This is a genomic window from Paracoccus binzhouensis (genome assembly GCF_016446475.1).
Classification (GTDB): domain Bacteria; phylum Pseudomonadota; class Alphaproteobacteria; order Rhodobacterales; family Rhodobacteraceae; genus Paracoccus; species Paracoccus binzhouensis.
On record NZ_JAEHFP010000134.1, the window covers coordinates 1 to 10,972 of the forward strand.

Sequence of the window (10,972 nt, forward strand, 5' to 3'; positions counted from 1 at the left end):
CGCGGCGCCGGCGCTGCGTCAGGGCATGGCCGGCGCGCTGCAGCCGAACCGCCGGCTGTGCGAGCTGCTGGGCTATGACGGCGCGCCGGGCGCGGCGCGGCCCGGCGCCGATGCAACGCAAGGCTATTGCGCCTCGACCAGCGAAGCCGATCTGTCGCGGCTGAGCTTCGCCCGCCCGCTGGGCAGCCGGCCCGCCGCCGTGGCCGAGGCCAGGGCGGAACCCTCCGCGCCAGTCGCTCCGCCACCGGCGCCCCAGACTGCGCCCGGGCCGGGGAAGGCGGCGAAACCTGCCGCTTCCCGGGTCGCCGTCGCGGATCGCCAGGGCACACGCAAGGCGCGGCCGGCCGACCGGCCCGCCGACGCGGTCGGCCTCATTCCGGCGGGTGCGCGCTATGTGCAGCTTGGAACCTTCGGCAATCCCGACAATGCCGAACGCGCGGCAAGGCGGCTGGCCGGGCTGGGCTATCCGGTGCTGCGCGGCCGGGACCGGGTGAACGGGCGTCCGGTGCAATTCATCATGGCCGGCCCGTTCGAGGACCGCGAATCCATTGTCCGCGCCCTGGATGCCATCCGCCGCGCCGGCTATCGTGATGCCTTCCCGCGCTGACCCGGCGGCGGTGTTCAGCCGGGCTGCCGCGGGGCTGTGGCGGCGCCTCCTCGGGCGCCTCGGCCGGGCGTCACTGGTCGCAGATCTCCTGCAGGGCGATCCATTCGCGGTCGTTCAGCACCGGCTGCGGCGCGGCGGTCCGGAACGGGTCGGCCTCGATCAGGCCCAGCGTCGCCTCTCCGGTCGGATCGAGCGAGCGGGCATAGGGCTCGCTCGAGATGCCGGCGCGGGTGAAATAGGCCAGCAGTTGCTCATCCTCGGGGCGCGGCACCGGATCGGCCAGCAGCTTCTCGCCATAGCCCGACAGCGAGGCCGCCGGCAGCGTGCCGGCGGTCAGCAGGTGGAAGGTCGCCCGCGGCCCGGCATAGCGCAGCGCCGCCAGCAGCGGGTCGCTTTCCACCGCCGCCGCCTGGGCGGCCAGGATATGGCCCGCCGCCACCTCGGGCGAGACCTGGCCGTCGATCAGGTCCTCGCCCAGCACGGTGATCGGGCCGGGCAGGCGGATCGCGCCGCGCAGCGTCGCCGGGACCACGACGATCTGCGCCTCGGGGCCCATCAGCCGCATCGCCAGCTTCTGGCGCACCATGTCGCCCGCGGGACGCGAGCAGGGGCTGCCAGTGGTCTTGGCGATCTCGGCCAGCACAATGCGGCCGATCTCGGCGCGCTGCGCCGGCGGGGCGATGTCGGCGGCGTGCCGCACCAGCGCCGGCGGCACCCAGAACAGCGCCAGCACCGCCATGACCGTGGCAGCGCCCAGCATCAGCCCGCTGCGCAGCCGGCCGGGATGCGGCTTGCTGGCCTCGATCACCTGATGCACCTTGGAGATGGCGGCGATCATCAGTTCGTCGTCGATCTCCAGTTCCTCGCCGGCATCGGTGCCGCCCGGCGCATAGCGGGCCGGAAGCTTGCCGGGATTGAGCCGCGTCACCGCCGGCAGCGACCAATGCGCCAGCGGCATTTCCGAGCGCGGATCGGTCAGCACCAGCGTCGCGTCGCCGAACGAGACGATGACGTCGCGCAGTTGCGATTTCGGCGTCTCGCGCCAGATTCCCGCGGCCTCCAGCCGTTGATATTGGTTCAGCGCTGTCATTCCTGCGCCAGCGGCCTCCGCTGCCCTGTCCCGACCATAAGCCAAGCCCGGCGCCGGTCAACGCCCCCGGTTGTCACGGAAAATCCCCGCCGGTGCCAGAGCCTTCGCGGGGTCACCGCGACGAGATTTCCGCCCGGCCCGGCCGCGGCGCGCCGGCCAGGCTCGCAAGCCAGCCCCCGGCCCGCGGCGCGGCCGGAGCAGCGGGCCGGGAAGCGGGAAAGCGGCGCCATGGCCGGATCGCAGCATGTCGGGCAGGGCGCGCCCGGGTTCAGGCGCCTTCGGGCACGGCCATGCCACGCTCGCGCGCCAGTTCGCGGATGCGGTTCTGCAGCTTCTCGAAGGCGCGGACCTCGATCTGGCGGATGCGCTCGCGCGAGACGTCGTAGCGCGTCGACAGATCCTCGAGCGTCATCGGATCGTCGCGCAGCCGGCGCTCCATCAGGATGTCCTTCTCGCGGTCGTTCAGCACGTCCATGGCGGCGATCAGCATCTCGCGCCGCGCCGACAACTCGTCGGCCTCGGCGAAGGCCTCGGCCTGGTTGGCGTCCTCGTCCTCCAGCCAGTCCTGCCATTGCGCCGTCGATTCGCCGTCGCCCGAGCCCACCGTCGCGTTCAGCGAGGCATCGCCCCCCGACAGCCGGCGGTTCATGTCGATGACTTCCTGCTCGGACACGTTCAGGTCATTGGCGATCTGGGCGACGTTCTCGGGGCGCAGATCGCCTTCCTCCAGCGCGCCCAGCTTGGACTTGGCCTTGCGCAGGTTGAAGAACAGCTTCTTCTGCGCCGAGGTCGTGCCCATCTTCACCAGCGACCAGGAGCGCAGGATGTATTCCTGGATCGAGGCGCGGATCCACCACATGGCATAGGTCGCCAGCCGGAAACCCTTTTCCGGGTCGAAGCGCTTGACCGCCTGCATCAGCCCGACATTCGCTTCCGAGATCACCTCGGCCTGGGGCAGGCCGTAGCCGCGATAGCCCATGGCGATCTTGGCGGCGAGCCGCAGGTGGCTGGTCACCAGCTTCTGGGCCGCCTCGGGATCCTCGTGGTCCGCCCAACGCTTGGCCAGCATGTATTCTTCCTCCGGCTCCAGCAGGGGAAACTTGCGGATCTCCTGCAAGTAGCGGTTCAAGCCCTGTTCGGGGCTGGGGGCCGGAAGGTTCGTGTAGTTCGCCATCTGAAAAATCCCTGTCCCGCAAGGAAGCGGGCAATTGTGAACGCGATCAGCGCGGCCCGGGTTCCGTCACCGGGTTGCGCCGCGCAGTTGCTCCAGCAATCCGGCCATGTCGGGCGGCAGCGGGCTGGAAAAGGCCAGCGTCTGGCCGCTGACCGGATGTTCGAAGCCCAGCTCGGCCGCATGCAGGGCCTGGCGGGGGAAGGCGGCGACGGCGCTTGCGGCCTCGGCCCCCAGCACCCTGGCGGAAGCCCGCCTGTTGCCACCATAGACCGGGTCTCCGACCAGTCCCAATCCCGCATGGGCCATGTGCACGCGGATTTGATGGGTGCGGCCGGTTTCCAGCCGGCATTCGACCAGCATGGCGGCGGGCGGGGTGCCGAAGGTCTCGACGACCCTGGCGCGGGTCACGGCATGGCGGCCGTTGCGAAAGCTGACCGCCTGGCGCTGCCGGTCGGTCGGATGGCGGCCCAGCAGGGTCGTGATGAGCAGCACCCCGCCCGGCTCGAAGGCCAGGCCGGGCAGGCCGCGCAGCCGCGCATCCGCCGGGTCGATCATGCCATGCGCGATGGCGAGATAGCGGCGCTGCGCGCTGTGATCGGCGAATTGCCTTGCCAGGCCCTGATGGGCGCGGTCGGATTTCGCCACCACCAGCAGGCCCGAGGTCTCCTTGTCGATCCGGTGCACGATGCCAGGCCGGGCCGCGCCGCCGATGCCGGAAAGGCTGTCCGCGCAATGCGCCAGCAGCGCGTTGACCAGCGTGCCCGAGGGGCTGCCGGGGGCGGGATGCACCACCATGCCGGCGGGCTTGTCCACGACGATCAGATCCTCGTCCTCGTAGGCGATGCTCAGCGGGATCGCCTCGGGCCGGGCGTCCAGGGCCTCCGGCTCGCCGATCTCGACGACATAGTCGCCGGATTCCGCCCTTGCCTTGCCGTCGCTGACAGGCCCCGAGGGGCCGGTCACCGCGCCCTCGGCGATCAGCCGGCTCAGGCGCGAGCGCGACAGCGCCGCCTGCTCTGGCGCGCAGAGGGCAAGCGCCTTATCAAGGCGCTCGGACAGACCTTCGGGAATGGTGATGAGGATTTCGGCCATGGCACGGGATGATAGGCTGGATGCGGGGCCAGAGGAAGCGCTGCCGATGCTGCGCTGGCTGCGCTTCCTGGTGACCGCGCTGGCGGCGGTGATGGGGCTGGGCGTCTTGGTGATCGCGGCGCTTCTGTGGCTGCGCCTGTCCGAGGCGCCGCTGCCGGAACTGCCCGAGCACATCGCCCTGCCCGAGGGGGCGACGCCCGCCGCCGTCACCTTTGCCCGCGACTGGATCGTGGTGGTGACGGAAGCGGGCGCCGTGCTGCTTTACGACCGCCAGGGCCGGCTGCGCGACCAGGTTCAGCCCTGAGTCGTGTCGCCGGCCGCGCTGCCGTTGGTGCCGGCGGCGCCGGGGGCCTTGCCTTCCAGCGCATCCAGCCGGGCGCGCAGTTCGGCATTCTCGGCCCGGGCCTTGATCGCCATCTCGCGCACGGCCTCGAATTCCTCGCGGGTGACGAAATCGCGCTCGGCCAGCCAGCGGTCGATCCAGCTGTTGAAGGCGGTCTGTGCCTCGTCCTTGGCGCCCTGGGCGACGCCCATGGCGTTGGTCATCAATTTCGAGAGATCGTCGAGAAAGCGGTTGTTCGCGGTCATGGCGGGCCTTTCGGTTCAGCGTCGGCCCCTATATGGCCCTGCCGGGGCCGCTGTTCAATCGCCTGACGGCGGCGGTTGACACCGGGCCGCCCCCGCGTAGCCTGCCCGCGCCGAAACGAGGAAGCCATGATCCCCTTTCCCGACATTTCGCCCGAGATCTTCACCATCCATCTTTTCGGCATGGATTTCTCGCTGCGCTGGTATGCGCTGGCCTATCTGGCCGGGCTGCTGATCGGCTGGCGCATCATCGTGGCGCTGATGCGGCGGCCGCGGCTTTGGGGCGACGCCGCGCCGATGCGCCCCGAGCAGGTCGAGGAATTGCTGACCTGGGTAATCGTCGGCGTGGTGCTGGGCGGGCGTCTGGGCTTCGTGCTGTTCTACGAGCCGGGCTACTACCTGGCCAATCCCGGGCAGATCCCGGTGATCTGGCAGGGCGGCATGTCCTTTCACGGCGGATTCCTCGGCGTGGTGCTGGCTTCCTGGTGGTTCTGCCGGCGGCACGGCATCCCGGCGTTGCGCCTGGCCGATGCGCTGTCGGTGGCGACGCCGGTCGGGCTGGGGCTGGGCCGGCTGGCGAATTTCATCAATGCCGAGCTGTGGGGCCGGCCGACCGATGCGCCCTGGGGCGTGATCTTCCCCGGCGAGGCGGCGCAGATGTGCCCCGACGTCACCGGCCCCTGCGCCCGGCATCCGAGCCAGCTTTACGAGGCCGGGCTGGAAGGGGTGCTGCTGGCGCTGGTGCTGGTGCTGCTGGTTCGCGCCGGCGGCTTGCGGCGGCCGGGGCAGGCGCTGGGGGTCTTCGTGATGGGCTATGGCCTGTCGCGCTTCGTGGTCGAGTTCTTCCGCCAAGCCGATGCGCAGTTCATCACCCCCGACAACCCGCTGGGCCATGTGCTGGGTGGGCCGGTCTGGGGCGTGACCATGGGGCAGGTGCTGTCGCTGCCGATGGTGCTGGTCGGGCTGGCCTTCCTGATCCGCGCCCGCGCCCGCCCGGCCATCGCGCCAGGCGCCGCATGACGCCGCTGGCGCGGATCGTCGCCGCGCGCATCCGGCTGTCCGGGCCGATGCGGCTGGACGACTACATGCGGCTGTGCCTGCTGCATCCCGAGCATGGCTATTACGCGACCCGCGATCCCTTCGGCGCCGGCGGCGATTTCACCACCGCGCCCGAGATCAGCCAGATGTTCGGCGAGATGGTCGGGCTGGCGCTGGCGCAGGCCTGGCTGGACCAGGGCCGGCCGGCACCCTTCACCCTGGCCGAGATCGGGCCGGGGCGCGGCACGCTGATGGCCGACATCCTGCGCGCCATCCGCGTGGTGCCCGGCATGGCCGAGGCGGCGCGGGTGGCGCTGGTCGAGGCATCGCCGCATCTGCGCCGGGTGCAGCGCGAAAAGCTTGGCGAAATCAGTCACCTGGATGATGTGGGGCAGCTGCCGCAGGCCCCGTTGTTTCTGGTCGCCAACGAGTTCTTCGATGCCCTGCCGATCCGCCAGTTCCAGATGGGCGGGCAGGGTTGGGCCGAGCGGGTGGTGGTCCTGGACCCCGAGGGCGGGCTGGCGCCGGGGCTTGCCGCGGTGGCCGAACAGCCGCTGCCTCCTGCGCCCGAGGGGACGGTGCGCGAGCTTTGCCCGGACGGGCCGCCCATCGTCGCAACCCTGGCCGGGCGGATCGCGGCGCATGGCGGCGCGGCCATCGTCATCGACTATGGCGGCTGGGACGGGCAGGGCGACACCTTCCAGGCGCTGCGCCGGCACCGGCCCGAGGATCCGCTGGCCCATCCGGGTCGGGCCGACCTGACCGCGCATGTCGATTTCGCGCCGCTGGCACGGACGGCGCGGGCCTGCGGGGTCCGCGTCTCGGCCATGCTGACCCAGGGCGACTGGCTGTTGCGGCTGGGCATCGCGCAACGGGCGCAGCGCCTGGCGGCGGCCGGAGACGGCGGCGCCATGGCGGCGCTTCATCGCTTGACCGCACCCGGCGAAATGGGTCACCTGTTCAAGGTGCTGGCCTTCTGGGCTCGCCACGCGCCCGTGCCCCCCGGATTCGAGCCCCTGGACGACGATGCAGACGACGCTTGAGATCCTGACCCATCCGCTGCTTGACCCGGTGCGGCATGGCTTCTTCACCCGGCGCGGCGGCGCCTCCTCGGGGCTGTTTTCCGGGCTGAACTGCGGCTACGGCTCCAGCGACCAGGGCGAGATCGTGACCATCAACCGCGCCCGCGTCGCCGAGGCGATGGGCGTGCCGCCGGGCGGGCTTGCCACCGTGCACCAGGTCCATTCCCCCGATATCGCCGTGCTGCGCGCCGGCGAAGAACCTGCTGATTTTGCGAAGATTCGCGCCGACGGCATCGTCACCGACCGCCCTGGCGTGGCGCTGGCGGTGCTGACCGCCGATTGCCAGCCGATCCTGCTGGCCGACCCCGAGGCCGGGGTGATCGGTGCCGTCCATGCCGGCTGGCGCGGCGCGCTGTCGGGGGTGATCGAGGCGGCGGTGGGTGCCATGAACGACCTGGGCGCCAGCCGCATCCGCGCGGTGATCGGCCCGACGATCAGCCAGCGCGCCTATGAGGTCGGCGAGGATTTCATGGACGCGTTCCTGGCCGAGGACCCGGACTATCACCGCTTCTTCTCGGGCGGGCCGAACGGCCGGCCGATGTTCGACCTGCCGGGCTTTGGCCTGATGCGGCTGCGCGAGGCCGGGGTCGAGGCGGAATGGACCGGGCATTGCACCTATTCCGACCCGGAGCGGTTCTTTTCCTATCGCCGCAGCACGCATCAGAACGAGGCGGATTACGGGCGGCTGATCTCGGCCATCGCGCTTTAGCAGTGACTGCGCCGGCGCTTGGCCGGCTCCGTGGGGCGGCGAACCGGGCTGTGTCCCAGCATCTTCAGCACCAGGGCTTCGGCGCAGGGGTTGTCTCCGCCCGAGTGACGCAGGTAGCGCAGCAGGCTCGGGCCGGTCAGCTGGGCGATGTCGGCGGCGATATAGGTCCTGCCGGCCTTTGCCAGCACCTTGATCCCGATCCGGATCGGGCTTTCGCGGCGCTTGGGATCCACTGTGAAATTCATCGCTGATGCCTTGATGTGCCAAGGGGAAATCGCGGACCGGACGACCGGGCCGCCGGGATTTTCCGGCCGGTCGCCCCGGGCATCGGCCGGCTGCAGCGGCAAGCGGGCGGCATCCACCGTTTCGCCAATAGCCGGGCGATGACCAGCGCGATCGCGGCCTCAGTCCTGCCGGAAATAGCCGCGATGATTGCGCTGCATCGCCAGCGCGGCCGAGCGGCGCGACGACCTCGCAAAGAGCAGGCCTAGGACCGCGATGGTCGTGAAACAGATTCCGCCAAGCGAATAGGCCAGGAAGATCCCCAGCAGCGACAGCTTGAAGGCCAGCGCGAAACAGACCCCGGACACCCCGCCAATGCCCGAGGCGATCACATAAAGAACGATCTCTCGGCCACCGGAATGGACGTCCTCTTCAGCCGCTTCGTCGTGATCGACAGCGGAAGCGGCAAAACGGAACCCTTTCTACATATCTGCCAAGACTACCCGAAGTTGCGAAACATTCCAGCGCTGTCTGGGGCAAAAAATGGTGAGGAGTGCCGTGTCAAAAGGGTTCCGTTTTGTCAAGAATATCACGGGCGCGCAAAACCGCGGCGAATGGAAGCACTCGCATTTCGCCGGCCGAACCAAGTGATCGAGAATGAAAATCGGTTACGCACGCGTATCGACGGAAGATCAGCGGCTTGATCTTCAACTGTCTGCGCTGAGGCGCGCGGGCTGCGGAAGGATCTACCGCGATCACGGAACCTCGGGAACGATGATGACCAGGCCGGGCCTGGAGCGGATGCTGGCCTCGTTGCGTCCCGGGCAGACCTTGGTGGTCTGGCGTCTTGACCGGCTGGGCAGGTCGTTGTCGGGGCTGGTCCAGATCATCGACGATCTGGGTCGGCGGGGTGTCGATTTCCAGTCGCTGACCGAGGAGGTCAGCACCGCCTCGCCCGGCGGCAGGCTGATCTTTCACATCATGGCGGCGCTGGCCGAGTTCGAGCGGGCGTTGATCAGCGAGCGCACCAAGGCCGGCATGGCCGAGGCGCAGCGCAAGGGCCGCCATATCGGCCGCCCGCCCAGCCTGTCGGACAAGCAGATCGTCGAAGCCATCCGCGCGGTCGAGACGGAATCGATCAAGAGCATCGCGGCCAGATATGGCATCCATGCCCGGACCTTGCAGCGGCAGTTCCAGAGACTGCGCGAGACCGGCTGACCTGCGGCCGGCGCCGGACTTCCTAGCCCACCGCCGCCGCGCGTTCCTCGACCACCTGGAAGGGCACGCCGGGTTCGTCCTTGGCGCAGCGGATCACCAGCGAGGTCTTGACCGAGGCCACGTTCGGCGCCGCCGTCAGGCTTTCGGTCAGGAAGCGCTGGAAGCTCGGCAGGTCGGGCGAGACGCATTTCAGGATGAAGTCGATCTCGCCGTTCAGCATGTGGCACTCGCGCACCAGCGGCCAGTCGCGGCACAGCGCCTCGAAGGCCGACAGGTCGCGCTCGGACTGGCTCAGCAGGCGGACCATGGCGAAGACCTGCACCTCGAAGCCCAACTCGCGGGCGTCGATGTCGGCGTGATAGCCCCGGATATAGCCCATCTCCTCGAGCGCGCGGACCCGGCGCAGGCAGGGCGGGGCCGAGATGCCCACGCGCCGCGCCAGCTCGACATTGGTCATCCGACCGTCGCCCTGCAGTTCCGCCAGGATTTTTCGGTCGATTTCGTCAAGTCTGGCGCCGCTCATCTTTTCCTCTTGGGCCGTTCGCTCGGCCAAAATCATGCCGGAAGCTACCCCGCCGGGTGGCTTTGCGCAATATTCTTTCCGCTGCCGCAGCCTGCCCGCAGGTGGATTGCATGAGGCGTCGGGGGTGATTACCTAGGCGGCGCAACGCAAAAGGTCCAGCTTTCATGTCCCAAGATTCCGCCGTTTCCGCCGCCGGCCATGCCGATGCCGTCCTGCCTGCCCATACCCGGGTGCTGATCGTGGGCTCGGGGCCGGCGGGCTATACCGCCGCCGTCTATGCCTCGCGCGCGATGCTGAGCCCGGTGCTGATCCAGGGCATGCAGCCCGGCGGCCAGCTGACCATCACCACCGAGGTCGAGAACTGGCCCGGCGAGACCGAGATCCAGGGTCCCGAGCTGATGCTGAAGATGGAGGCCCATGCCAAGGCCATGGGCGCGCGCATCTTTGTCGACACGGTGACGAAGCTGGACCTGAAGGCGCGGCCCTTCGTCGCGGAACTCGATTCGGGGGCGCGCATCACCGCCGATGCGGTGATCCTGGCCACCGGGGCGCAGGCGCGCTGGCTGGGCCTGCCGAGCGAGGAGAAGTTCAAGGGCTTCGGCGTTTCGGCCTGCGCCACCTGCGACGGCTTCTTCTATCGCGGCCGCGAGGTGGTGGTGATCGGCGGCGGCAACACCGCCGTCGAGGAGGCGCTGTTCCTGACCAATTTCGCCAGCAAGGTGACGCTGGTGCATCGCCGCGACAGCCTGCGGGCCGAGAAGATCCTGCAAGAGCGGCTGTTCCGCCATCCCAAGGTCTCGGTGCTGTGGGATCACGAGCTGGCCGAAGTCGAGGGCACAGAGGCGCCGCTGGGCGTCACCGGCGTCAAGCTCCGCCACGTGGCGCAGGGGACCGAGCAGGTGATCCCGGCGGACGGCGTCTTCATCGCCATCGGCCACGCCCCGGCCTCGGAACTGGTGCGGGACCAGCTGGAGCTGCACAACGGCGGCTATGTGAAGGTCGAGCCGGGCACCACCCGCACCTCGATCCCCGGCGTCTTCGCGGCGGGCGACCTGACCGACCACATCTATCGCCAGGCGGTGACCAGCGCCGGCATGGGCTGCATGGCGGCGCTGGACGCCGAGCGCTGGCTGGCCGAGCATGACATGGCCGGAGAGCCGAACCGCCACGCCGCCGAGATCCCGGCGTGACGGCTTTCGCCGCCCTGCCCGAGCTTTACGTCAGCCCCGCCGCCGCCCAGGGGCTGCGGGCGGATGCCGCGCGGCTGGCGGCCTGGGAACTGACGGCCGAGCAGAGGACCGAGCTGGCGCTGATGATGGATGGCGGGCTGTTTCCGCTGCGCGGCTACCTGTCCCAGGCCGATCATCAGGCGGTGCTGGCGGGCGGCCGGCTGGCCTCGGGCATGGCCTGGCCGCTGCCGCTGGCGCTGGCCGTCCCGGACGGCCTTGCCGCCGAGCTGGAGCCGGGCCAGGACATCGCGCTGCAGGAGCCCGGCGGCGCGGTGCTGGCGATCATGTCGGTGACCGATATCTGGGGCGCTGGCCCGGCGCTGCTGGGCGGCCGCATCAAGGGGCTGGCGGCGCCGCGCGGCCGCGACGGGGCGCTGACGCCGAATGCGCTGCGGGCGCGGTT

Annotated in this window: 14 protein-coding genes and 1 pseudogene; 8 read left to right on the forward strand and 7 right to left on the reverse strand. The window is 69.9% G+C overall.

Going from position 1 to position 10,972, the window contains the following annotated elements:
* Positions 1-607 (forward strand): SPOR domain-containing protein (locus tag I9P22_RS20935; RefSeq protein ID WP_199261784.1); only part of this gene is annotated, 607 nt, incomplete at its 5' end.
* A 70-nt stretch (positions 608-677) separates the two neighbouring features.
* Here the strand turns inward: I9P22_RS20935 and I9P22_RS20940 are convergent.
* The 3 genes from I9P22_RS20940 to I9P22_RS20950 all read right to left on the reverse strand — a co-directional run bounded on the left by I9P22_RS20940 (position 678) and on the right by I9P22_RS20950 (position 3,963).
* Entirely contained in the window at positions 678-1,697 is a 1,020-nt protein-coding gene (locus I9P22_RS20940) for a hypothetical protein (RefSeq protein ID WP_199261786.1), read from the reverse strand.
* Between the two features lie 268 nt (positions 1,698-1,965).
* Positions 1,966-2,871: an RNA polymerase sigma factor RpoH gene (gene rpoH / locus I9P22_RS20945; RefSeq protein ID WP_199261788.1), complete on the reverse strand. Its 906-nt coding sequence runs from the start codon at positions 2,869-2,871 to the stop codon at positions 1,966-1,968.
* 66 nt (positions 2,872-2,937) lie between these two features.
* Complete coding sequence (locus I9P22_RS20950; RefSeq protein ID WP_199261790.1) at positions 2,938-3,963, reverse strand: RluA family pseudouridine synthase; 1,026 nt, start codon at positions 3,961-3,963, stop codon at positions 2,938-2,940.
* Here I9P22_RS20950 and I9P22_RS20955 point away from each other — a divergent pair.
* Positions 3,962-4,267: a DUF6476 family protein gene (locus I9P22_RS20955; protein ID WP_332909055.1), complete on the forward strand. Its 306-nt coding sequence runs from the start codon at positions 3,962-3,964 to the stop codon at positions 4,265-4,267. The two genes, I9P22_RS20950 and I9P22_RS20955, sit on opposite strands and share 2 nt — an antisense overlap.
* On the opposite strand, the gene I9P22_RS20960 is transcribed toward I9P22_RS20955, so the two are convergent.
* Positions 4,258-4,551 (reverse strand): accessory factor UbiK family protein, encoded by a 294-nt coding sequence (locus I9P22_RS20960; protein ID WP_199261792.1) that lies wholly within the window; start codon positions 4,549-4,551, stop codon positions 4,258-4,260. The genes I9P22_RS20955 and I9P22_RS20960 overlap by 10 nt on opposite strands.
* A 126-nt stretch (positions 4,552-4,677) precedes the next feature.
* Between I9P22_RS20960 and lgt the strand changes: the two genes are divergently transcribed.
* The 3 genes from lgt to pgeF are packed head-to-tail and all read left to right on the forward strand — an operon-like array spanning position 4,678 to position 7,377.
* On the forward strand, positions 4,678-5,568 hold the full coding sequence (gene lgt, locus I9P22_RS20965; protein ID WP_199261794.1) for a prolipoprotein diacylglyceryl transferase: 891 nt from the start codon (positions 4,678-4,680) through the stop codon (positions 5,566-5,568).
* The gene (locus tag I9P22_RS20970) at positions 5,565-6,629 is read left to right on the forward strand and encodes a class I SAM-dependent methyltransferase (RefSeq protein WP_199261797.1); all 1,065 of its coding nucleotides are present in this window, start codon (positions 5,565-5,567) and stop codon (positions 6,627-6,629) included. The genes lgt and I9P22_RS20970 overlap by 4 nt, the downstream gene beginning before the upstream one ends.
* On the forward strand, positions 6,613-7,377 hold the full coding sequence (gene pgeF, locus I9P22_RS20975; RefSeq protein ID WP_199261799.1) for a peptidoglycan editing factor PgeF: 765 nt from the start codon (positions 6,613-6,615) through the stop codon (positions 7,375-7,377). Before I9P22_RS20970 ends, pgeF begins: the two co-directional genes overlap by 17 nt.
* On the opposite strand, the gene I9P22_RS20980 is transcribed toward pgeF, so the two are convergent.
* Both I9P22_RS20980 and I9P22_RS20985 read right to left on the reverse strand, forming a co-directional pair.
* Positions 7,374-7,739, reverse strand: coding sequence for a hypothetical protein (locus I9P22_RS20980; RefSeq protein ID WP_199261801.1), 366 nt, complete (start codon positions 7,737-7,739; stop codon positions 7,374-7,376). The genes pgeF and I9P22_RS20980 overlap by 4 nt on opposite strands.
* Before the next feature lie 42 nt (positions 7,740-7,781).
* Positions 7,782-7,967, reverse strand: a complete 186-nt coding sequence (locus I9P22_RS20985) for a hypothetical protein (RefSeq protein WP_199261803.1) — start codon at positions 7,965-7,967, stop codon at positions 7,782-7,784.
* 289 nt (positions 7,968-8,256) lie between these two features.
* Here I9P22_RS20985 and I9P22_RS20990 point away from each other — a divergent pair, with 289 nt between their 5' ends.
* Positions 8,257-8,817 carry a recombinase family protein gene (locus I9P22_RS20990; RefSeq protein WP_199261805.1) on the forward strand — a complete coding sequence of 187 codons (561 nt, stop codon included), beginning with the start codon at positions 8,257-8,259 and terminating at the stop codon, positions 8,815-8,817.
* A gap of 22 nt (positions 8,818-8,839) precedes the next feature.
* On the opposite strand, the gene I9P22_RS20995 is transcribed toward I9P22_RS20990, so the two are convergent.
* Positions 8,840-9,340: an Lrp/AsnC family transcriptional regulator gene (locus I9P22_RS20995; RefSeq protein WP_199261807.1), complete on the reverse strand. Its 501-nt coding sequence runs from the start codon at positions 9,338-9,340 to the stop codon at positions 8,840-8,842.
* 164 nt (positions 9,341-9,504) lie between these two features.
* On the opposite strand from I9P22_RS20995, the gene trxB reads away from it, so the two are divergent.
* Complete coding sequence (gene trxB / locus I9P22_RS21000) at positions 9,505-10,530, forward strand: thioredoxin-disulfide reductase (RefSeq protein ID WP_199261809.1); 1,026 nt, start codon at positions 9,505-9,507, stop codon at positions 10,528-10,530.
* Positions 10,527-10,972, forward strand: a pseudogene (locus I9P22_RS21005) (transcription antiterminator BlgG); the annotation flags it as partial. The gene trxB and the pseudogene I9P22_RS21005, both read left to right, overlap by 4 nt.